Source organism: Serratia sp. H1w (genome assembly GCF_000633355.1).
Lineage (GTDB): Bacteria > Pseudomonadota > Gammaproteobacteria > Enterobacterales > Enterobacteriaceae > Chania.
In genome coordinates this window covers 84,759-106,564 of record NZ_AYMQ01000057.1, presented here as the reverse complement: position 1 = coordinate 106,564, position 21,806 = coordinate 84,759, and the positions used below count along the sequence as shown (strand labels likewise).

Annotated in this window: 18 protein-coding genes; 2 read left to right on the top strand and 16 right to left on the bottom strand. The window is 55.0% G+C overall.

The window, feature by feature from the left end:
• Nucleotides 1–196 precede the first annotated feature (196 nt).
• Together U869_RS30680 and rof are read left to right on the top strand one after the other, a co-directional pair.
• Complete coding sequence (locus tag U869_RS30680) at nt 197–397, top strand: YaeP family protein (protein ID WP_071998240.1); 201 nt, start codon at nt 197–199, stop codon at nt 395–397.
• On the top strand, nt 390–647 hold the full coding sequence (gene rof, locus U869_RS0114670) for a Rho-binding antiterminator (RefSeq protein WP_232785364.1): 258 nt from the start codon (nt 390–392) through the stop codon (nt 645–647). The genes U869_RS30680 and rof overlap by 8 nt, the downstream gene beginning before the upstream one ends.
• A 51-nt stretch (nt 648–698) precedes the next feature.
• On the opposite strand, the gene U869_RS0114665 is transcribed toward rof, so the two are convergent.
• The 16 genes from U869_RS0114665 to skp all read right to left on the bottom strand — a co-directional run bounded on the left by U869_RS0114665 (nt 699) and on the right by skp (nt 21,666).
• On the bottom strand, nt 699–1,013 hold the full coding sequence (locus U869_RS0114665; RefSeq protein WP_025120899.1) for a cytochrome c: 315 nt from the start codon (nt 1,011–1,013) through the stop codon (nt 699–701).
• Nucleotides 1,014–1,023: 10 nt separating this feature from the next.
• Entirely contained in the window at nt 1,024–2,352 is a 1,329-nt protein-coding gene (tilS, locus tag U869_RS0114660) for a tRNA lysidine(34) synthetase TilS (protein ID WP_025120898.1), read from the bottom strand.
• A gap of 56 nt (nt 2,353–2,408) precedes the next feature.
• On the bottom strand, nt 2,409–3,869 hold the full coding sequence (gene dtpD, locus U869_RS0114655) for a dipeptide permease DtpD (RefSeq protein ID WP_025120897.1): 1,461 nt from the start codon (nt 3,867–3,869) through the stop codon (nt 2,409–2,411).
• 59 nt (nt 3,870–3,928) lie between these two features.
• Nucleotides 3,929–6,067, bottom strand: a complete 2,139-nt coding sequence (gene cadA, locus U869_RS0114650) for a lysine decarboxylase CadA (protein ID WP_025120896.1) — start codon at nt 6,065–6,067, stop codon at nt 3,929–3,931.
• Nucleotides 6,068–6,163: 96 nt separating this feature from the next.
• Entirely contained in the window at nt 6,164–7,510 is a 1,347-nt protein-coding gene (cadB, locus tag U869_RS0114645; protein ID WP_025120895.1) for a cadaverine/lysine antiporter, read from the bottom strand.
• Nucleotides 7,511–7,929: 419 nt separating this feature from the next.
• Nucleotides 7,930–9,480: a lysine decarboxylation/transport transcriptional activator CadC gene (gene cadC, locus U869_RS0114640; protein WP_025120894.1), complete on the bottom strand. Its 1,551-nt coding sequence runs from the start codon at nt 9,478–9,480 to the stop codon at nt 7,930–7,932.
• Nucleotides 9,481–9,569: 89 nt separating this feature from the next.
• Nucleotides 9,570–9,959 (bottom strand): VOC family protein, encoded by a 390-nt coding sequence (locus tag U869_RS0114635; protein WP_025120893.1) that lies wholly within the window; start codon nt 9,957–9,959, stop codon nt 9,570–9,572.
• A 210-nt stretch (nt 9,960–10,169) separates the two neighbouring features.
• A complete protein-coding gene (locus U869_RS0114630) occupies nt 10,170–12,308 on the bottom strand; it encodes a lysine decarboxylase LdcC (protein WP_025120892.1) in 2,139 nt (712 codons plus the stop codon).
• Nucleotides 12,309–12,447: 139 nt separating this feature from the next.
• Nucleotides 12,448–13,407 carry an acetyl-CoA carboxylase carboxyl transferase subunit alpha gene (gene accA / locus U869_RS0114625; RefSeq protein WP_025120891.1) on the bottom strand — a complete coding sequence of 320 codons (960 nt, stop codon included), beginning with the start codon at nt 13,405–13,407 and terminating at the stop codon, nt 12,448–12,450.
• Nucleotides 13,408–13,419: 12 nt separating this feature from the next.
• A complete protein-coding gene (gene dnaE, locus U869_RS0114620) occupies nt 13,420–16,908 on the bottom strand; it encodes a DNA polymerase III subunit alpha (RefSeq protein ID WP_025120890.1) in 3,489 nt (1,162 codons plus the stop codon).
• 82 nt (nt 16,909–16,990) lie between these two features.
• The gene (gene rnhB, locus U869_RS0114615) at nt 16,991–17,584 is read right to left on the bottom strand and encodes a ribonuclease HII (RefSeq protein WP_025120889.1); all 594 of its coding nucleotides are present in this window, start codon (nt 17,582–17,584) and stop codon (nt 16,991–16,993) included.
• Nucleotides 17,581–18,729, bottom strand: a complete 1,149-nt coding sequence (gene lpxB / locus U869_RS0114610; RefSeq protein WP_025120888.1) for a lipid-A-disaccharide synthase — start codon at nt 18,727–18,729, stop codon at nt 17,581–17,583. Before lpxB ends, rnhB begins: the two co-directional genes overlap by 4 nt.
• 3 nt (nt 18,730–18,732) lie before the next feature.
• Nucleotides 18,733–19,521: an acyl-ACP--UDP-N-acetylglucosamine O-acyltransferase gene (gene lpxA, locus U869_RS0114605; protein ID WP_025120887.1), complete on the bottom strand. Its 789-nt coding sequence runs from the start codon at nt 19,519–19,521 to the stop codon at nt 18,733–18,735.
• Between the two features lie 3 nt (nt 19,522–19,524).
• Nucleotides 19,525–19,980 (bottom strand): 3-hydroxyacyl-ACP dehydratase FabZ, encoded by a 456-nt coding sequence (gene fabZ / locus U869_RS0114600; RefSeq protein ID WP_021179919.1) that lies wholly within the window; start codon nt 19,978–19,980, stop codon nt 19,525–19,527.
• Nucleotides 19,981–20,141: 161 nt separating this feature from the next.
• On the bottom strand, nt 20,142–21,164 hold the full coding sequence (lpxD, locus tag U869_RS0114595) for a UDP-3-O-(3-hydroxymyristoyl)glucosamine N-acyltransferase (protein WP_025120886.1): 1,023 nt from the start codon (nt 21,162–21,164) through the stop codon (nt 20,142–20,144).
• A gap of 4 nt (nt 21,165–21,168) precedes the next feature.
• Nucleotides 21,169–21,666 carry a molecular chaperone Skp gene (gene skp / locus U869_RS0114590; RefSeq protein ID WP_021179917.1) on the bottom strand — a complete coding sequence of 166 codons (498 nt, stop codon included), beginning with the start codon at nt 21,664–21,666 and terminating at the stop codon, nt 21,169–21,171.
• Nucleotides 21,667–21,806: the final 140 nt, after the last annotated feature.

Here is a 21,806-nt window from a genome sequence, read left to right as displayed (position 1 = left end):
CAGGCCGCATTGTACTTGATCAGGGCAGTCCGCAGCCAGCGCGGGGAGCATCAGGAGTGGACTAATGCCCAGAAAGAGGTGCTAATAACTCCCCAACACCTGTGCTATAGTCCTTTAGATAGGATTTAACCCCGAGTGTCTGTGCCTTATTGCAGCCTGCGTGGCGATAATGCAGAGATCCTAAAGGGAGGCCATTGTGCAACAATACTGTGAGTTAGTACGACGTTTTTACGCTCAGATCGGCAGTGGAGATCTAGGCTACGTGCCGGATGCACTAGCATGTGTCTTGAAGGCATTGGACGAGGTTGCCGCAAATAGCGATCTACCGTCCTCCGTTAGGGAACAGGCGGCCTTTGCCGCCGCTAACTTATTGGTGAGCGACCATGTTGATGAATGATGAGTACCAATCCATCAATTGCGATGACTATGAAAGCCTGGAACTCGCCTGTCAGCATAACTATATACTGAAGCTAGAGTTACGCGACGGAGAAAAATTCGAAGGCAAGGCCACCGAACTGAAATTTACCAAGGGCGTCGAGTATCTGCTTGTCGAGCAGGCCGGTAACCTTCTCAGCTTGCGTCTGGATCACATCCTCAGTTTCAGTCATCCGGAAATCGGTACCGTGGTCGTCAGTCTGTCGGACTGATTTCGCGGTAACGCCATCTCCACAGGGCAGCCCAAGGGCTGCCCTCGTCATTTAAGGTTTCAGGCTGGCGTAATACGCCGCCAGATCGGCAATATCCGCATCCGACAGACTCGAGACATAAGCCTTCATCACCTCGGCCTGTCCGCCAGAGCGCTCCCCTTTCTTGTAGGCCTGCAAAGAGTGTTCCAGATACATTTCATTCTGCCCGGCCAGGTTCGGGTACATTGGCACCGAAACCTTGCCTGCCGTCCCGTGGCAGGCCATGCAACTGGCCGACTTATCTTTTCCTGCCGCCGCATCGCCCGCCGCCATTGCGGAAAAGCTCAGTACACCGGCCATCACCACCATTACGCTCACAAATTTCATTGCCTGTTCCTCACAGCAGATTGTTATTGTTTTTTTTCCAGCCAAGCCGCCAGGCCGGTTGCCCTGCAGACGCCTGCCCTTCTTCGGTAATAAATACGCCAACGGCAGCGATTAACTGCTCATCATAGTAGAGCAGAGGAGTACGTTCACGCTGCCACGGTGGAATAGCCAACTCTTGCCACAGTTTCTTGATCGGGCGTGAACCGGCGCGGCCAACAATCCGTACCCTGCCCTTGGCGCTAAAGCGTATGCTGACCGACTCATGCGCCAGAGGTGCCCGCACCAGAAACTCACCTTCGTCCCCTACATACAGCGTACCTAGCTCATCGGGTAACGCCAGTGACGCCTCATCAGGCCAAGGCAATTGTTTGTCGCTCAGATCGGCCATCAGCGGTAGCAGGTACAAACGCTGGCGAAAACGGCGGATTTGGTAATCACCGAGTTGCAGCTGCGGTTCGGCGTCTTCGCGGCTGAGCGCAACTTCCTGCCACAGCCGGCGCAAGCCATCACGCGCAGGCATGGTGACGCCAAACAGCGCAATCCAACGCCGTAGCAAAGCATAGCGCCTGGCAGCGGAACAGGTAGCCAATTCGGCGATAGCCAGTGAATGATGCCGATCCAACAGCTGGGCCAACTGCTCGGCCAGCAGCTCATCCAACAGTTGCTCCTGCTCAGCACATAATTCAGCGCTACGCGCAGTGGCCGCGGCAAAATGTGGCCAACGTTGATTCAATAGCGACAGGACGTTCAGGCGCAGGAAGTTACGATCGAAGCGCGAGTCTTGATTGCTGTCGTCATCGATCCATTGCAGTTGGTGCTGTTGTGCGTAGACTTCCAGTTGCTGGCGCGAGATCGACAACAGCGGGCGCAGCAGCGGATGATCGCCCAACCGGGTTTGCGCAGCCATGGCGGAAAGCCCCGCAGGGCCGCTGCCACGTTTTAGCGCCAGCAAGAAGGTTTCACATTGATCGTCAAGATGTTGCGCCGTTAACAAGGCTTCATCGGCGGCCAGGGTTTCAGCGAAGGCGGCATAACGCGCCGAACGTGCCGCCGCCTCGATCCCCCCAGGCCGCCCCTCTAGCTCAACATGCTGCACGACCAACGGTACTTGCCAATGTTCACATTGCTGCCGGCAGTGCGCGACCCAGCTATCGGCAAAACGGCTCAGGCCGTGGTGGATATGCACCGCTCGCAGCACAATATCCGGCTGTTGTTGGCGCAACTGTACCAACAGGTGCAACAGTACGCTGGAATCCAGGCCGCCACTGAATGCCAGCAACAGTTGGCGCTCAGCCCCGAGATGGTCGGCAATCGTTGTCAGGAGGTGATGGGTCTTCATCTATTGGGCTTAATGACATCTACATAGCTGCACGTTAACCAGCCCACCGCCATCAATCAAGCATTAACCGCGCTATCATTGCGCCGGGTCATGCCCCACCACAGCGCCAGAGCCACCAGAACCAAGGCAGCGCAACCTGCTGCCCCCCAGCCAATCTGGGTGAAAACCTTGCCATAAGACTCGATCATTGCCCCACCAAGCTGGCTTTCTGTCGTCTGATTGGCAATCAGGCCCGCCAGGTAGTTGGCCACCGAGCCGGTCGCCAGCATATAAATGCCGGTTAACACGCCGGTCACACCAGGGATGTCCAGACGGGTAATTTGAGCCATCGCCACTGGATCGATAAACAGCTCGGCAAAGCCCATTACCGCCAGCCCGGCCACCATCATCCCCATTGATGCCTGCCCATGCAGTTGCCCCCAGCGCGCGTTTAATGCCATCAGCATAAAGCCCACGGCAATCAGGAACAGGCCAAAGGCGAACTTGCACCAGATACGCACGGTCTGGGCACCTCCCCGGCTGCCACGGACCAGCCAGGCCAGCATCACGCCGCCCAACATAACGGCAAAGGCGTTAACCGACTGGAACAGCGCCGTTGGCACCGACCACGAGAACCATTGCCGGTCAACAAAGTGATCGATAAACAGGCTGATCGAACTGCCCCCTTGTTGGGCAAAGGCCCAAAACAGCGTGCCCAACAGCATCAAAATAATGATTTGCCATAGCTCCCGTCGTTGCTCGCCATCAACCCGCCAAAGGATCCCCATCACGATCACCACCGCGGCGGCGCATACCACGCCAAGCAAATACCCGGCCCAATCGTGAATAAACAGCAGCGCGAAAAACAGCGGTGCGCACAGGATCCCAGCCACCAGCCAGAACCAATGCGGCAGGCGTAACGTCTTGGCCTGGAACAGCGGAATATTAACCCCGCGCGTCTGGCGAAAATGCTTGCTCCCCGACAGGAAAATCATCAGCCCGGCAAACATCCCAATCCCCGCCAGCGCAAAGCCAACGTGCCAGCCAAACCGTTCAGCGGCCAACCCACAGGCGATCGGGGCCAGGATGGACCCCACATTCCCTGCGGCATACAACAGGGAGAATCCACCTTCACGGCGGGGATCCTGCGGCTGATATAGCTCCCCCAGCAGGCAGCTGATATTGGATTTAAACAGGCCATAGCCGCAGATGATAATCCCCAGAGCCAGATAGAGGGAATTGGCAGAGACGGCCCCCAATCCCAGTACGATATGGCCCAGGGTCATCAACGCCGCGCCGGCAATCACCGCCACACGGTTGCCCAATAGGCGATCGGCCAGCAGCCCCCCAAGTATCGGGGTGACATAAACCAGGGATGCGTAAGCGCTGAAAAGAGTGATGGCGTGGCTATCGGAGTAGCCTAACTGGTGGGTTAAATAGAGGATCAGTAACGCGCGCATGCCGTAAAAACTAAAATACTCCCAGATCTGGATCGCGACGACATAGTAGATAGCGCGCGGTTGTGAGGGTGTTTGCATGGTGTTCTCCCATCAGAATAACAAAGGGGAAAGCGTTGATGCCTTCCCCTGTGATGCCATTATTCAGCTTTTAATACTTTCACCGTGTAGCGGCCATCCGGCTGGCGGTAGGCCCCGTGAATATCGGTTTCAAAGCCCGGATAATGCGCGCCGATTTCACACAGCATTTGCAGGAACTCCAATACTGGGCGGCTTTCTTCGGTCAGCATTTCACCCGGCATCACCAACGGCACGCCAGGAGGATAAGGCAGGATCATATTGGCATTGACCTTACCGACCATATCCTCCAGATAGACTTCCTCAACCTCACCGTGCAGCTCTTTCTGGAAAGCATGGTAAGGATTCATCACCATGGTTGGCAGCACTTCAAAAGCGCGGTACATCAGGTCCGGCAGGTTGTGGTGTTCGACCAGGCGATGAATGTTCTGTGCCAGGTCCTGAATACGCATGTTTTCATAGAACTCAGGGGCTTCCTGATACAGCGATGGCAACATGTTTTTCACCCGCAGGTTCAGGTCGAACGAACGTTTGAAATCGGTCAACGCGCGCAGCAGGCTCAGCGCCTTGGTTTTATCGATCCCGATACTGAACAGGAACAGCAGGTTGTACGGGCCGGTTTTCTCCACGATGATGCCATGTTCGTCCAGGTATTTGGCAACCAGGCTGGCCGGGATACCGAACGGCTGCATCTCGCCTTCCTTGCTCATCCCCGGAGTGAGAATGGTCACCTTGATCGGATCAAGGTACATGTGTTCGTTATCGATGTTTTTGAAACCGTGCCAGGCGCTGTCAGAACGCAACGGCCAGCATTCAGGCTCATCGATATGTTCCGGCTGCCAAACGTCAAAGAACCAGCCTTCGGACTCCACTTTCAGCCGTTTGATTTCCTTGCGGAACTTGATGGCACGCTCGATGGAGCCGTTAATCATGCGCTTACCGGCGTTGCCCTTCATCATCGCCGCAGCGGTTTCGGTGGACGCCACAATGCCGTAATGCGGCGAGGTGGTAGTGTGCATCATGTAGGCTTCGTTAAAGGTCTCTTCGTTGATATCACCTTTAACGTGGATCATTGAGGCCTGCGAGAACGCCGCCAGCAGTTTGTGGGTCGACTGGGTTTCATAAATCACCTTGCCTTCAACCCGGCCACCGCTCATGCCGCACTTGCCTTTGTAGATTGGATGGAAGTTGGTGTAAGGCACCCAGGCGGAATCGAAGTGGATCGATTTGACGTCCAGGGTCTCTTTAATGAAGTCAGTGTTGTACAGCAGGCCGTCGTAAGTGGAGTTGGTGATCACCGCGTGGGCTGGCCAGCTCGCATTCGGCGTCTCTTTTACGCGTTTGGCGATGGTGGCGCGGCTGAACTCGCTCTGCGGGATACCGCCGAGGATACCGTAGGCATTACGGGTTGGCCGGAAGTAGATCGGCGTAATGTCACTCATCATCATCAGATGGGTCAATGATTTGTGGCAGTTACGGTCGATCAGCACGGTGCTGCCTGCCGGAGCGGCATACATTCCGACAATTTTGTTGGCGGTGGAGGTGCCGTTGGTCACCATATAACTACGTTCGGCATTAAACACACGGGAGATATATTCTTCGGCCTCTTTATGCGGGCCGGAGTGATCAAGCAGCGAACCCAATTCAGACACTGAAATGGAGATATCAGACTTCATGGTATTAGGGCCGAAGAAGTCGTAGAACAGGCTGCCAACCGGGCTTTTCTGGAAGGCGGTGCCGCCCATATGGCCTGGGGTACAGAAGGTATATTTGCCCTCACGCACGTATTTGAACAGCGCCTTGGTCAGCGGTGGCAGGATGGCATCGATATATTCGTCGGTGTTTTGTTTGATCTTGGCGGCGATATCTTTTGCTGCCCCCAGCGCGTATTCGAAGAAGCGCACCTGCATACGTAGATCGTTGAGGCTGACATCGAGCGTCGAATAGGTGTTGGCAAAAGCATACAGCGGCATATATTCATTGAGCTGGCTGATCTCTTCACACAGCTCAAGGTTATATTTGTCCCAGTCGAAAATCACGCCGCACAGACGGGCATTGTTTTCGATCAGCTTTAACAAGTCTTCACGGTCATTAGGGTAGACGATGCGAAAATCCAGGCTTTCCAGCGCCTTATGCAGTTCACGGATCGGCTCTTCTTTGAAGTAGACACCCATGTGATTCATGATGGCAATAACGTTCATAATCATTTCTCCAGGCAAAGCGGGCCCCTTCCCGTCGCGGCTGACAGGTCGGAAAGAAAGAGGCTGGGTAAATTCAGTGGGTCAGAGCACGCGATCTCAGTGCGCTTTGGCCGTGGTGCTGTCGTTGACCGCGGCGGCTGCTTTAGCAACCTGGCGGGTATTCATTTTGCGGGCGTAGAACATCAGGATGATCAGGCTGACGATAAAGGTGCCGGACAGTTCGAAGGAGTTGGCGCCCATCAGAGCGATAAAGCAGAACCCACAGCCCAGTACCGATGCCACCAGGCTCAACAGGTTGCGTACGTTGACGCCTTCGAAGCGGATCAGATCCACGCAGGAGTAGAAGTAAGGCAGCATGGTCAGCAGTACTGCGATACCGGTCAGTTCACCGAACAGGTCGGAAGCCTTGCCACCGCTGGAGTTCATCACGGTGATCAACACCATCAGCGCGGTCATTTTGCAGCTGGCCAGCAGCAGGCCCTTCTTCGGAATGCCGTTTTTATCCAGTTCGCCGTACACTTGCGGGAAGTTGCCGTCGTTAGCCGCACGTACCCCGGCCTGCCCTACCAGCATCATCCAGGAACCCAACGAAGTCAGGCAGGCAAAGGCGGTGAAGGCAGACACCATCGGGGCCGCCCAGTTACCCATAATAGCGGAAGCACTGATGGCGAATGGCGCACCGCTGGCGGCCATCTCAGAGGCCGGGAACATCCCGCTCATAACTTGAGTCGCAGCGATATAGATAATCCCTGCCAGGCCGGTACCGAGCATGGTGGCCAGCGGGACAGTACGTTTGGGATTTTTCACCATCCCGGTACTGACGGCCGCAGATTCAACACCGATAAACGCCCACAGGCATAGCAGGATACTTTTCACCACCGCATGGCTGTCGGTAGTGCCGGAGGTATTCCAGTTGGCGTGATAGGTTGCGGCATCAAACCAGTGCCAACCAGCTACGGCGGTGATCACGACCGGGATCAAGACCAAAACCAGCCCCAGTGTGGTCAAGCGGCTGACCCAGGTGCCCCCCAGCAGGTTCACAAAGGTGAATACCCAAACTATGGCGATACAGGCAATCCCGGCCGGTACCGGGTTATTAAGTGCGGGGAAGAAAGTAGACAGATAAGAAACGGCGGTAATACCGATCGCCAGGTTACCGATCCAGTTGGCGTGGTAATAAAGGACACCGGTCTGGAAACCAAACGCCGGGGAGATTTCCCCCGCATAGGCGATTGGCCCACCTTGCTGTGGGTTTTTGGTCGCCAGGCGGGCGTAAACATAAGCCAGAGACATGGCGCCGACGATAGAAATCACCCATCCCCAAATAGCGATAGATCCCAGACTTGCCAGGTTTGCCGGTAATAGTGCTATCCCGCTCCCCATCATATTACCAGCGACGACGCCGGTGCAGGCAATAAGCCCTATTTTCTTGGATGCAGCCATGGTCAGTTTCTCCTGATTATCGATGCTTATAAGTACGATTCATAAAGAAGCCACATTAATGAACCGACTTGATAATCAGGATGCTAACGATAGGCCAAAATAAAGTCCTAAAGATAAGGTGAAATTACGCTCAGGGTGCGACAAATGATAACCGGAGGTTTTTGGTGAAAACATCAAGATGGCAGGATGAGCTAAAGAAAAGATAAATATTGTCTAAAAACAATAAGATAAATTTATAAAATAGCTGTAATCAGTGATGTAACCGGAGGGAGTCATGCAGAACGCCGACACGCCGTAAACCCGTCCCTGGGGGCTCGCAATCGCGCATCCTTGCGCTCAACGGTCGGCTAACCTGTATGACTCCCATCTGACTTAAGCTTTTAGTGTCGCTGTATTTATTTCACCGCTTGGCAATGAGGCTATTTTTGGGTGTCGTAATTATCCAGATAAGGAACCACGGCTGCGACCGAGGTCTGGAATACGCCATTGCGGATCCAGTGCAGCGTATTTTCACCGGGCCGAAGGTTAAAGGCGGTGATATAAGAATCCGCAGCCTGGTGGTTTTGGCCCTGCATTTCGTAGACTTTGCCTAATAACACATAGTTCAACCATGACATTTGCAGATCGATAGCTTTATTAATGGCGCGATAAGCCTCATCCGTTTTCCCCTGCGACAGGGCATCGACGGTAGCTATTTGCTGCAAGATCGGTGAATCAACCAGGGCTGGCAACGTCCCCAGGCGGGTTATTTCCGCTCGCAGCTGGGCGAGTTCAGCCGCATCCAAAGGTTGGTAAGAATTACGCAGCAAATCCACCAGCACTTTTTCGGCAACGGCATACTCGAAGTCCGGTGAGGCTTTGATTATCGCCTCCAACTGACTGCTGGCACGGATCAGTGAGTCCGCATCTCCTTGTACCAGCAATTGATGTGCCTGATAGAAACGCTGTAAGGCCGGGCCATTCTGCGGCAGCAGCAATTGCAAACGTTGCGCCAGCTGTTGCGGCCAAGGCTGTTTCAACGCCGCCGACAGGCTAGTGAGGAAATCCTGCTGAATTTTGAGCTGGTTATCGGCGGTAATAAAGTAGCGCTTATCCAGCATGATGGAGCTGTCGGCATTATCCACCAGTCGCACCGACAGGAAGCATTGCTGAGCGCGGTAATGACGTTGGTTGACGAATTCGATATACAGTGACTTGCCGGAGCTACTCGGCCCGGTGAAGTTGTAGTTGGTCTGATCGTGTACCAGGAACGTAGAGTAGGTATTCAGCGCATCGGTGACCAATTCACTCAAGCCAACCACGTACGACAGTTGCGGTGCCCAGTTGCTACAGCTGTTACCGCCCTGAATACGAATATCGATATCGCGTGGGTTGAGCAACACCGGCATGGTAGAAACGGGAATGCGCTGAGACAGGGATGCAATGCCGACAAAGGCCACGCAGGCAGACAAAGCCGCCAGGAAAGCCAACCACACCCAGAAGGGAGAACGTTGATAAAAGCGGCCAGCCGCTGCGGGTAGCAAGGTCTTCGGCTTGGAGGCCGGGCGCGGTGGTACATAGGCGGGAGTATCTTCTTCACTGCCATCTTCCGGCTCATGCATTACGACGGCCACCTGCGGCACTGACGGCGGCAGGCTTTCTCCCTCTTCGCACCACATGACCGGAGCCGTCAGTTTATAACCGCGCTTGGGGACGGTAATGATGTATTCCGGGCCGTCTTTATCCCCATCCTTCAGATATTTGCGCAGCTCGGAGATGCACTGGGTCACCACATGGTTGGTGACGATATTGCGCTTCCAGATGTTATCAATCAGCTCATCGCGGCTGAGCACGACGTCTGGATGCTGCGCAAAATACTGCAACATATCGATCAGGCGCGGTTCCAGCGTACGTTGTTGTCCATTGCGGCTTATGCGATTGTCAGCCGGGGTGATCAGCCACTCCCCGACGCGGAATACAGGCTCTTGCATGGCGGAAATAACTCTGTGGGCACTGAGGGCAAGGGCGGAATGATAGCATAACGACCCATAACTTGGGCCGTTCTCAGAAGATTAAGCATTCATAGTTCATATAATTCGAGCGGTAACCCGTCAGGATCGCTGAAAAAGGTAAAACGGGATTGAGTGTAGGGACCGACCCTTATCGGCTCGCAAGCAACCCCTGCTGCCTGTAAATGCGCGATCGATGCCTCGATATCCTCGACGCTAAATGCCAGGTGGCGCAGGCCACAAGCTTCTGGGCGGCTGGGTCTGGCTGGGGGGGACGGAAAGGAGAACAGCTCAATGACGTATTGGCCATTCAGCGCCAGATCGGCCTTCCAGGAGTCGCGCTCCGCACGGTAAACCTCGGCTTGCAGAGTGAACCCCAGGATATCGCAGTAAAAGTGTTTACTGACGGCGTAATCAGAACCAATCACCGCAATGTGGTGAACCTGCCGTAATGCCAACATGGCTGCTCCTTTAGTTTATTGATTAAATTTTCCCCTCACCCCAACCCTCTCCCACAGGGAGAGGGAGCTAGTTCAGCGTCGTCGGCAGATTATGTGGCACTGCGTAGGGGCGCTGCATGCTGCGCCCGTGCTAAGGTCAGATTCGGGAGTCAATGGGTAGCACATAGAGTCCCCTCTCCCTTTGGGCTAGGGTGAGGGGCCATGGCCAACCTAACTGGCTTTCAGCACCTTCACCAGGTAGCGACCATCCTCGGTCAATTTAGCCCCATGGATATCGGTTTCAAAGCCTGGATAGTGCTCACCAATCGAACACAGCATCAGCAGGAAATCGAGTACCGCGCGACTCTCTTCGGTGATCATTTCCCCCGGCATCACTACCGGCACTCCCGGCGGATAAGGCAGGATCATGTTCGCCGCCACCTTGCCGACCAACTGGTCAATCTCGCAGGTTTCCACATTGCCACGCACCTGCTGCTGGAACATCTCATGAGGCGTCAACTTCATTTCCGGCAACACGTCAAACGCCCGCAGCATCAGGCCCGGCAAATCGTGCTTACGGATAAGCTGGTGGATCCCGGCGGCCAGATCCTGAATGCGCATATGGCGATAGAAATCCGGATCTTCGGCATACAGATCCGGCAGCATGTTTTTCACCCGCAGATTGAGATCGTAGGCCCGTTTGAAATCCGTCAGGCTGCGCAGCAGGCTCATCGCCTTGGTCTTGTCGATACCAATGCTGAACAGGAACAGCAGGTTGTACGGGCCAGTCTTCTCCACCACGATCCCGCGTTCATCCAGATACTTCGCCACCAGCGCTGCCGGTATCCCGGAGTCCTCCATTTCACCCAGTTCGTTCATCCCCGGCGTTAAAATGGTGACCTTGATCGGATCCAGATACATATGATCGCTGTCGGTCTGGCCAAAACCATGCCAGTTATCGTCCGGGTTCAGCGGCCAGCACTGGGCCTCGTCAATCTCTTCCGGCTGCCAGATATCGAAGAACCAAGTGTCACTCTCGGCACGCAGGCGCTGCACTTCACGGCGAAAATGCAGGGCTCGCTCCACGGAGCGGTTAATCATGCGTTTCCCTGGGTTGCCACGCAGCATCGCAGCAGCAGTTTCCATTGAAGCAACGATGCCGTAATGCGGCGAAGTGGTGGTGTGCATCATGTAGGCTTCGTTAAAGGTGCTCTCGTCGTAATCCCCTTTAATGTGGATCATCGAGGCCTGAGAGAACGCCGCCAGCAGCTTGTGGGTCGATTGGGTTTCGTAGATCACCTTGCCAGCAATACGATCGCCACTCATGCCGCTCTTGCCGTCGTAAATCGGGTGGAAATTGGTGTAAGGCACCCAGGCGGAATCGAAGTGGATCGAGGCCACATCCAGCGTCTGTTTGATGTAATCGGTGTTATACAGCAGGCCATCATAGGTGGAGTTGGTGATCACCGCATGTACTGGCCAACTGGCGTTGGCGGTTTCTGCCACCCGTTTGGCAATGCTATCGCGGGTAAATTCGTGCTGGGGAATGCCGCCTAAAATCCCATACGCGTTACGCAACGGGCGCAGGTAAATCGGCACGATGTCGCACATCATCAGCAAATGGCACAGCGACTTATGGCAGTTGCGGTCAATCAGTACCGTACTGCCCGCAGGAGCCGAATACATACCAACAATCTTGTTGGCGGTAGAGGTGCCGTTAGTCACCAGATAGCTCTGTTCCGCATTGAACGTGCGGGCAATGTACTCCTCAGCCTCCAGATGCGGGCCGGTGTGATCCAGTAGCGAGCCGAGTTCCGTCACCGAGATGGAGATATCCGCTTTCAGGGTATTTGCACCAAAGAAATCATAGAACAGGCAACCGACCGGGCTTTTCTGGAACGCGGTGCCCGCCATATGGCCCGGCGTGCAGAAGGTATATTTCCCCTCTTTCACATAAGTGAACAGCGCTTTGGTCAGCGGCGGGGTAATGGTATCCATATACTCATCGGTATATTGGCGGATGCGCTGGGCAATATCATCGGCGGCGTTCAAACCATATTCGAAGAAATACAGCACCATGCGCATTTCATGCAGATGAACGTCGAACGTGGAATGGGTGTTGATAAACGCATACAGCGGCAGGTATTCGTTGAGTTCGTTGATTTCGCTGCACAGCTCGAGGCTGTATTCATCCCAGTCGAAAATCACCCCACAGATACGTGCATTGTGTTCGATCAGCTTGAGCAGATCGCCGCTGTTCTTGGGGAATACCAGTTGAAAGCCCATTGAGGCCAGCGCCACGTGCAGCTCGCGGATAGGCTCATCTTTGTAATACACGCCCATCGGGCTCATGATCGCAATGATATTCATCGAATCGGTCCTGTCAGTTAACCACCAATGCCTTATAACAACATAAAAAGCCGAGGCTGTCTTACGCGCATAAAAAAACCGCCCGAAGGCGGTTTCAGATTGTTGAGCGGGCGCAGCATGCGGCGCCCCTACAGCCCGCTTAGCAATAACCGTAGTTCATCAGCCGTTGATAGCGACGGTTGAGCAACTCTTCGTTGTTCAGGCCATCCAGATCTGCCAGGTCCGCCAACAGTTGAGCTTTCAGCGAAGCCGCCATTGCCGGTACGTCGCGGTGAGCGGATCCCAAAGGTTCAGGGATCACCGAGTCGACCAGTTTCAGCTCTTTCAGACGCGGTGCAGTGATGCCCATCGCTTCTGCGGCGATCGGTGCCTTGTCGGCACTTTTCCACAGGATCGAGGCGCAGCCTTCCGGCGAGATTACCGAATAGGTGCTGTATTGCAGCATGTTCACTTTGTCGCCCACGCCGATCGCCAGTGCCCCGCCGGAGCCGCCTTCGCCGATCACGGTGCAGATCACCGGGATATTCAGACGAGACATTTCACGCAGGTTGCGGGCGATCGCCTCAGACTGCCCACGCTCTTCCGCACCCACGCCAGGATAAGCACCTGGGGTGTCGATAAAGGTGATCAGTGGCATCTTGAAGCGGGAAGCCATTTCCATCAGGCGCAGCGCTTTGCGGTAGCCTTCCGGTGCCGGCATGCCGAAGTTGCGGCGGATCTTCTCTTTGGTTTCACGCCCTTTCTGATGACCAATGATCATCACCGGGCGGCCATCGAGGCGCGCAATACCACCGACAATGGCTTTGTCATCGGCATAGGCGCGATCGCCTGCCAGCTCTTCAAAGTCGGTAAAGATGTGTTCGATATAATCCAGGGTATAAGGACGGCGCGGGTGGCGTGCCAATTGGGCAATCTGCCAGGCCCCAAGATCGGAAAAAATCTTGCGCGTCAGCTCAACGCTCTTCTCACGCAGGCGCTGAACCTCTTCGTCCAGATTAATATCTAATTTTTCGTCTTGACGGCTGACTGCGGTCAGCGAGTCAATTTTCGCTTCCAGCTCTGCAATCGGCTGTTCAAAATCAAGAAAATTCAGACTCATAGCATTCCTATTTTAGTCAAATTCCAGTTCCACCTGCTCATTACCTACCAAGGTCCGCAAATCAATCAACAAGCGGTCGGTCGGCGTCACGCGCCAAGCTGCGCCAAAGCGCAATCTTGCCCGTGCATCTTCCCGTTGATAGTAGAGATGCACTGGAATCGTCCCCGAGCGATGGGGTTCCAAAGACTGACGGAGACGGTTCAAAAGCTGGTCATCAATTTGCCTGTCCGTCAGCGAGATAGCAAGCCCGCGAGCGTATTTTTCACGAGCTTCGCTGATGTCCATGAGTTCACGGGCGGTCATTTTAAGCCCGCCGTTAAAGTCATCAAAGCTGACCTGTCCAGTGGCGATCAGGATACGGTCTTTTTCCAATAAATGCTGGTATTTTTCCAAGGCATCGGTGAATAACATGATGTCCAGACGGCCCGAACGGTCATCCAGCGTACAAATGCCGATGCGGTTACCGCGTTTGGTCATCATGATCTTGGAGGCGATCACCAAGCCGACGGCGGTAGTCATCTTACCACGATCCGTCGGATGCATATCTTTCAGGCGCTGGCCACCGGCATAGCGCTCGATCTCTTTGAGATACTGGGTGATCGGGTGGCCGGTAAGATACAGCCCCAGCGTTTCCCGCTCGCCATCCAGCACCACCTGTTCCTGCCAGGGAGGCACGTTGGCGTAGGATTGCTCCACCTGCTCCGGCGCTTCCGCCAGCACGCCAAACATATCCGCCTGGCCGATGGCTTCGGCTTTGGCGTGCTGATCGGCCGCTTTAAGCGCATCCCCCAGGGAGTGCATCAAGGCGGCACGGTGTGGCCCAAGGCGATCGAACGCCCCGGACATGATCAGCTTTTCCAGAATACGGCGGTTGAGCTTTTTAATATCGGAGCGCGCGCACAGGTCGAACAGATCTTTGAAATAGCCCTGCTCGCCGCTGTTACGGGCTTCGATAATCGCCTCGATCGGCCCTTCCCCCACGCCCTTGATGGCCCCGATACCGTAAACGATCTCGCCGTCATCGTTAACGTGGAAGTGGTACTGCCCGCTGTTGATATCCGGCGGCAGGATTTTCAGGCCCATGCGCCAGCACTCATCCACCAGCCCCACCACCTTATCGGTGTTGTCCATATCGGCGGTCATTACCGCCGCCATAAACTCGGCCGGATAGTGGGCCTTCAGCCACAGCGTTTGATAAGACACCAACGCATAAGCAGCGGAGTGTGATTTGTTAAAACCATAACCGGCAAACTTCTCTACCAGATCGAAGATTTTTACCGACAGTTCGCCGTCAATGCCGCGTGATTTGGCGCCATCTTCAAAACCGCCACGCTGTTTGGCCATTTCGACCGGGTTCTTTTTACCCATGGCACGACGCAGCATGTCTGCCCCGCCCAGCGTATAACCAGCCAGTACCTGGGCGATCTGCATCACCTGTTCCTGGTACAGGATGATGCCATAGGTCGGCTCCAGCACCGGCTTGAGCGACTCATGCTGCCACTGGATATCCGGGTAGGAAATCTCTTCACGCCCGTGCTTACGGTCGATAAAGTTATCTACCATGCCGGACTGCAACGGCCCAGGACGGAACAGCGCCACCAGAGCGATCATGTCTTCGAAGCAGTCGGGCTTCAGGCGTTTGATCAAATCTTTCATGCCGCGCGATTCAAGCTGGAACACCGCAGTGGTTTCCGAGCGTTGCAGCATGTCGAAACTTTTCTTGTCCTCGAGCGGAATGGCCGCGATATCGATCGGTTCCAAGCCGGTCTTGGCGCGGCGGGCGTTGATCATCTCCAACGCCCAGTCGATGATGGTCAGCGTACGCAGGCCAAGGAAGTCGAACTTCACCAGCCCGGCGTATTCCACGTCGTTCTTGTCAAACTGGGTTACCGGGTGATTCCCTTCCGCATCGCAATAGAGCGGTGCAAAGTCGGTGATCTTGGTAGGTGCAATTACCACGCCCCCGGCGTGCTTACCGGCGTTACGCGTCACGCCTTCCAGCTTGCGCGCCATGTCGATCAGCGCTTTGACCTCTTCGTCTGCCTCATAAATTTCTGGCAGCTGCGGTTCTGCGGCAAAGGCTTTTTCCAGCGTCATGCCCGGATCGGGTGGCACCAGCTTGGAGATTCGGTCAACAAAGCCGTATGGGTGACCGAGTACCCGGCCCACGTCGCGGATCACCGCTTTCGCCGCCATGGTACCGAAGGTGATGATCTGTGATACCGCCTCGCGGCCATACATCTCCGCCACGTGTTCGATCACCAGGTCGCGCTTTTCCATGCAGAAGTCGACGTCGAAGTCGGGCATCGAGACACGTTCCGGGTTCAGGAAGCGTTCGAACAGCAGGTCAAATTCCAACGGGTCGAGGTCGGTGATCTTCAGCGCGTAGGCCACCAGTGAACCAGCACCGGAACCTCGCCCAGGGCCAACCGGCACGTCGTTATCTTTCGACCACTGGATGAACTCCATTACGATCAGGAAGTAGCCCGGGAAGCCCATCTGGTTGATCACGCCCAGTTCCAGATCCAAACGCTCGTCATACTCTGGACGGCGCTGAGCACGAACTTCCGGGTCCGGGAACAGGAATTCCAGACGCTCTTCCAGCCCTTCTTTGGATTTGACCACCAGGAAATCTTCGGTAGACATATCGCCGGTGGGGAACTGTGGCAGGAAGTATTCGCCCAGCCGGATGGTGACGTTGCAGCGTTTGGCGATTTCCACGCTATTGATTAGCGCTTCCGGGATGTCGGCAAACAGCTCGCACATCTCCTCTTCGCTACGCATGTACTGTTGCGGGCTGTAGTTTTTCGGGCGTTTAGGATCGTCGAGCGTGAAGCCGTCATGGATCGCTACGCGGATCTCATGGGCATCAAAGTCATCTTCCACCAGAAAACGGACGTCGTTGGTGGCGACAACGGGTAATCCACGCTCGGTTGCCAAGGCGACCGCAGCATGCAGGTAGTTTTCCTCATCGGCACGGCCGGTGCGGATCAGTTCGAGATAGTAGCAATCCGGGAAATACTGCTGGTAGAAGTCCAGGCATTGATCGACCACGGCCTGATTGCCACGGATCAGAAATTTGCCGACGTCGCCCATCCGCGCGCCGGAAAGCAGGATCAAGCCGTTGCGATGTTCAATCAACCAGTCACGATCGATCACCGGGCCTGCCGCGCCATAGCCGCGCTGATAAGCCCGTGAGATCAGTAAGGTCAGGTTTTGATAGCCTTCGTTATTGGTTGCCAGCACGGTAAGCTGAGCCAGCTCATCGCCCAGCTCTTCACTTTGCACATGGAAATCCGCACCGATGATCGGTTTGATCCCGGCGCCATGCGCACTGCCATAAAACTTCACCAGACCACACATATTGGTGAAGTCGGTGATGCCCAAAGCTGGCATGGCTAGCGCGGCGGCTCTTTTCACCAACGGGCCGATCTTGGCTAATCCATCAATCATGGAGTAGTCACTGTGGACGCGCAGATGAATAAAACGAGGTTCGGCCATATCCAGATACCAACGTGTTGGGGCCCAGCAAGCTGGACCAGGGTTAACTCAACTTATGTAGCCCAACGAGGCCAGGAGGTAATTACTGCTCCAGCACTCTTGCGACAGGGGCAAAGCTGCGGCGATGATGCTCGGTGGCACCTAATGCGGCCAACTTTTCCAGATGGAACGCGGTGGGGTAGCCTTTGTGTTGAGCAAAACCGTAATCCGGGAAGATCGCATCCAGCTCGGTCATTTCACGATCGCGGGTCACCTTTGCCAGAATCGATGCGGCGCTGATTTCTGCTACCCGGCTATCCCCTTTCACCACCGCTAACGAACGCATCGGCAGTTTTGGACAGCGGTTACCATCAATTAACACCATGTCCGGCGCAATATGCAAACCGGCGACCGCACGCTGCATCGCCAGCATGGTGGCGTGCAGGATATTCAGTTGGTCGATTTCGACCGGCTCAGCCCGCCCCAGGCTCCAGGACAGCGCTTTTTCCACAATTTCGTCGTACAACGCCAGGCGGCGCTTTTCGCTGAGCTTTTTGGAGTCCGCCAGACCAACAATCGGCCGAGCAGGATCGAGGATCACCGCAGCGGTCACCACGGCACCGACCAAAGGCCCACGCCCCACTTCATCAACACCGGCAAACAGCCGGGCGGCAGGGTAAACAAAGGGTTCCATCATACTCTCGCCAGCTCCAACACAGCCTGAGCGGCCTGTTCATCGGCACCACAGCGTATGCTCTGATGCAGTTCAAGGAAAGTCTGTTTCAACAGCTCCGCTTGCGGGCTGTCTTCCAACAGCGGCAATAACGCGGCGGCCAGTTTATCCGGCACACAATCGTGTTGCAGCAGCTCGGTGACAATTTCACGCCCCGCCAGCAGGTTGGGCAAGGAGACATACGGGGTTTTCACCAACCGCTCCGCCAGCCAGAAGGTAAATGGCTTCATGCGGTAGCCGACCACCATCGGGCATTTCGCCAACATACACTCCAACGCCGCCGTGCCGGAAGCCAGCAGTGCTGCATCGCTGGCTACCATCGCTTCACGCCCTTTGCCATCCAGCAAGTGTACCTTGAGCTCCGGTGCAACTTCGGCCTTGATGCGCTCAAACTGCTCACGGCGCTTGGCGTTGACCAACGGCACGACCACTTCCAGATCGGGATAATGCTCGCGTAACAGCTGGGCCGTCCTGAGGAAATCCCCGCTGAGCATTTCCACTTCGGCATTGCGGCTACCAGGGAGCAATGCCAGGCAACGCGCATCCGGGGCAATACCCAGCGTAGCGCGTGCCGCCAGCTTATCGGCCTGCAACGGCATCGCATCGGCCATGGTGTGACCGATAAAGCGGCATGGAACGTTGAAACGATCGTAAAACGCTTTTTCGAAAGGGAGGAAGGCCAACACCAGGTCGGTCGCTTTACCAATTTTGAAAACACGCTTTTGACGCCAGGCCCACACGGACGGGCTGACATAGTGAATAGTGCGGATACCGCGCTGTTTCAGGCGGCCTTCCAGCGTGAGGTTGAAGTCTGGCGCATCGATACCGACAAACACGTCAGGCTTCAGCTCACTGAACCGACGGGTCAGATCCTTACGGATCTTCAACAGGCGTGGCAGACGTTCAAGCACCTCTACCACGCCCATTACCGCCAGCTCTTCCATTTCGTACCAGGTTTCACACCCTTCGGCCTGCATCAGCGGGCCCGCGACACCGACAAAGCGAGCGCTTGGGTAGTGCGTCTTGAGCGCACGAATTAATCCGGCACCCAGAATATCACCGGAGGTTTCCCCGGCGACCAATCCGATAGTCAATGGACGATTTGGCATAACTCAGCGAATAATCCCGCGGGTGGAACGGGCAAAGAAATCGAGGAACTGCTGCACCACTGGCTGCTGTTGCGCCAGGGCTTCGATTTCTGTTTTAGCCTCGTCGAAGGTCTTCTCGCTACGATAGAGGATTTTGTAGGCATTACGGATCGCCTGCATCTCATCCTTATCAAAACCACGGCGTTTCAGACCTACGGCGTTCACACCGAATGGCGTCGCGTGGTTACCCTGCGCGATGACAAAAGGCGGTACGTCCTGAGCCACGCCGGAGCAGCCACCGACCATCACATGGGCACCAATCACGCAGAACTGGTGGATCGCGGTCATGCCACCAATGATGGCAAAATCGTCGATCTCCACGTGGCCAGCCAGCGTTGCGTTGTTGGCCAGCACACAGGAGTTCCCCACCACGCAGTCATGAGCAACGTGTACGTTGACCATCAGCAGGTTGTCATTACCCACTTTGGTCAAGCCAGTGCCCTGTGCGGTACCGCGATGAATGGTGACGCTCTCACGAATGCGGTTGCGATCGCCGACCTCAACCCGGGTCGGTTCGCCAGCGTATTTCAGATCCTGGTTCACTTCACCGATAGAGGCAAACTGATAGATCTCGTTATCGCGGCCAATCTTGGTGATACCGTTCACCACCACATGCGACTTCAGCACCGTACCCGCGCCGATTTCCACCTGGGAGCCGACGTAGCAGAAGGGACCGACATGCGCACCAGCGCCGATGACGGCACCTGCTTCAACGATAGCACTAGGATGGATAAAGGCGGTTTTATCAATCACGGATTATGCCTCCCGGCTGCGGGCACACATCATGGTTGCTTCGCAGACAATTTTTCCATCAACGGTCGCCACGCCTTTAAAGCGGGTCAGACCACGACGGGTTTTCTCGAAAGTGACTTCCATAATCATCTGATCGCCAGGCACCACAGGGCGCTTGAAGCGAGCTTCGTCAATACCGGCGAAATAGTACAACTCGCCCGGTTCCAGTTTACCCACGCTCTTGAATGCCAGAATACCCGTGGCCTGAGCCATGGCTTCCAAAATCAACACGCCTGGAAAAATCGGTTTACCAGGGAAATGCCCCTGGAAAAACGGCTCATTAACGGATACGTTCTTCACTGCACGCAGATATTTATGCTCTTCGAAATCCAGTACACGGTCAACCAGCAAGAATGGATAACGGTGAGGGAGCAGTTCCAGAATTTCTGCAATATCTAGAGTATGAGTGTCAGTAGTCAAAATACTCTTCCTGTCTCTAAAAACTGATGGCATCAACAACACGGCCTGCGGTGAACCCAAAAAGGGGATCATCAGGCAGGCCGCAAATTAACAACTCTTTGCGCTTTTGGCATCATTGCCAACGCGTTTCGTTTTATACCCAGCATAACGGGTCGTGGTGATTAGTCTTTGCCGACTTTTCGTTCGACAGCTTTCAAGCGCTTGCTAATCTCATCGATATTCATCACCAACGCCGCAGTTTTACGCCAAACTTTGTTGGGTTGTAACGGAATGCCAGAGGAGTATACCCCAGGTTCGGTGATTGGTCGCATAACCATTCCCATCCCGGTGACAACTACCTGGTCGGCAATCTCCATGTGACCATTGATCACACTGGCACCACCAATTTGGCAATAGCGGCCGATTTTCAGGCTACCGGCCATGATCACACCGCCCGCAACGGCAGTATTCTCGCCAATCACGACGTTGTGTGCAATCTGACATTGGTTATCTATGATAACACCATTCCCAATCTGGGTGTTATCCAACGCGCCGCGATCGATGGTGGTACAGGCGCCAATCTCAACGCGGTCGCCAATGATCACCGTACCGAGCTGCGGGATCTTGATCCAGTTGCCACGCTCGTTGGCGTAGCCGAAGCCGTCCGCACCAATCACCGTTCCCGATTGGATCAGGCAGTGCTGGCCGATTTCCACTTCATGATAAATCGTGACGTTGGCCCACAGACGCGTACCCGCACCGAGGCGTGCCCGTTTGCCAATAAAGCAACCAGGGCCGATGACCACGTTATCGCCCAGCTCGACGCCGGATTCGATAACTGCATTGGCGCCAATGGCAACGTTCTGCCCAAGCTTGGCCTCAGGAGAGATCACCGCGCTTGGCGCGATATCTGCTGCCGGAGCTGGCGTAGTGTCCATCAACTGCGCCATACGCGCATAGGTCAGGTAAGGGTTTTTCACTACCAGCGCCGCGCTACGGCAGTGCGGTAAGTCTGCTTCGGTGAGCACTACGGCACTCGCCTGACAGGAAGCCAGCTGCTCTTGATAGCGGCTGTTTGACAAAAACGTGATTTGGCCAGGCTGTGCGGAATGCATAGAAGCAATGCCGGTGATGACGAGATCGCCATCACCGTGCATTTGTGCATCCAACTGCTGCGCTAAATCAGCCAGTCGAATTGAAGGCATGTTATTATTTAACCTGTTTCAGCACGTCTGCAGTAATATCTTTAGAAGTTCCTGCGTAAGCCACTGCGTTGGCGTCGATCACGACGTCATAGCCTTCTTTGCTGGCAACGGCTTTCACAGCATCCTGAATACGGCTCAGGATCTTGTTACGCTCTTCCATCTGGCGACGACGATTGTCCTGCTCGAAAGCCTGCGCTTTCTGAGAGAACTGCTCACGCTGAGCCATCACGTCTTTTTCCATCTTGGTGCGATCGCTGGCTTTCATGGTAGAACCATCACGCTGCAGTTTCTGCATTTTGGTTTGCAGATCGCGTTCCATGTTCTGGAGTTCACTTGCGCGGCCTTTGAATTCGCTTTCCAATTGCTTGGCTACGGTTTCACGAGCTGGCAGCTGTTGGAAAATGCTAGAAACGTTTACAACAGCAATCTTGTCAGCTGCCTGAACGCCTGCAGAAGCAGCCATTGCTAAACCGAGGCCTGCGGCACATAACCACTTTTTCACTATAAACTCCTTACCATCACCCGTTTGTGTCACATGACACTTTTGAAAGTACACAATCTGCCAGACTTAGCACATTACACAATGAGATTTCTCTCGCTATGTGCCGATTTAAGCCTGGCATTTGCGATTCTTGAACCGTT

Excerpts from the sequence above, each read along its gene's own strand:
- rof (WP_232785364.1), top strand. The coding sequence starts at position 390 with ATGAATGATGAGTACCAATCCATCAATTGCGATGACTATGAAAGCCTG.
- U869_RS0114665 (WP_025120899.1), bottom strand. The coding sequence starts at position 1,013 with ATGAAATTTGTGAGCGTAATGGTGGTGATGGCCGGTGTACTGAGCTTT.
- tilS (WP_025120898.1), bottom strand. The coding sequence starts at position 2,352 with ATGAAGACCCATCACCTCCTGACAACGATTGCCGACCATCTCGGGGCT.
- dtpD (WP_025120897.1), bottom strand. The coding sequence starts at position 3,869 with ATGCAAACACCCTCACAACCGCGCGCTATCTACTATGTCGTCGCGATC.
- cadA (WP_025120896.1), bottom strand. The coding sequence starts at position 6,067 with ATGAACGTTATTGCCATCATGAATCACATGGGTGTCTACTTCAAAGAA.
- cadB (WP_025120895.1), bottom strand. The coding sequence starts at position 7,510 with ATGGCTGCATCCAAGAAAATAGGGCTTATTGCCTGCACCGGCGTCGTC.
- cadC (WP_025120894.1), bottom strand. The coding sequence starts at position 9,480 with ATGCAAGAGCCTGTATTCCGCGTCGGGGAGTGGCTGATCACCCCGGCT.
- U869_RS0114635 (WP_025120893.1), bottom strand. The coding sequence starts at position 9,959 with ATGTTGGCATTACGGCAGGTTCACCACATTGCGGTGATTGGTTCTGAT.
- U869_RS0114630 (WP_025120892.1), bottom strand. The coding sequence starts at position 12,308 with ATGAATATCATTGCGATCATGAGCCCGATGGGCGTGTATTACAAAGAT.
- accA (WP_025120891.1), bottom strand. The coding sequence starts at position 13,407 with ATGAGTCTGAATTTTCTTGATTTTGAACAGCCGATTGCAGAGCTGGAA.
- dnaE (WP_025120890.1), bottom strand. The coding sequence starts at position 16,908 with ATGGCCGAACCTCGTTTTATTCATCTGCGCGTCCACAGTGACTACTCC.
- rnhB (WP_025120889.1), bottom strand. The coding sequence starts at position 17,584 with ATGATGGAACCCTTTGTTTACCCTGCCGCCCGGCTGTTTGCCGGTGTT.
- lpxB (WP_025120888.1), bottom strand. The coding sequence starts at position 18,729 with ATGCCAAATCGTCCATTGACTATCGGATTGGTCGCCGGGGAAACCTCC.
- lpxD (WP_025120886.1), bottom strand. The coding sequence starts at position 21,164 with ATGCCTTCAATTCGACTGGCTGATTTAGCGCAGCAGTTGGATGCACAA.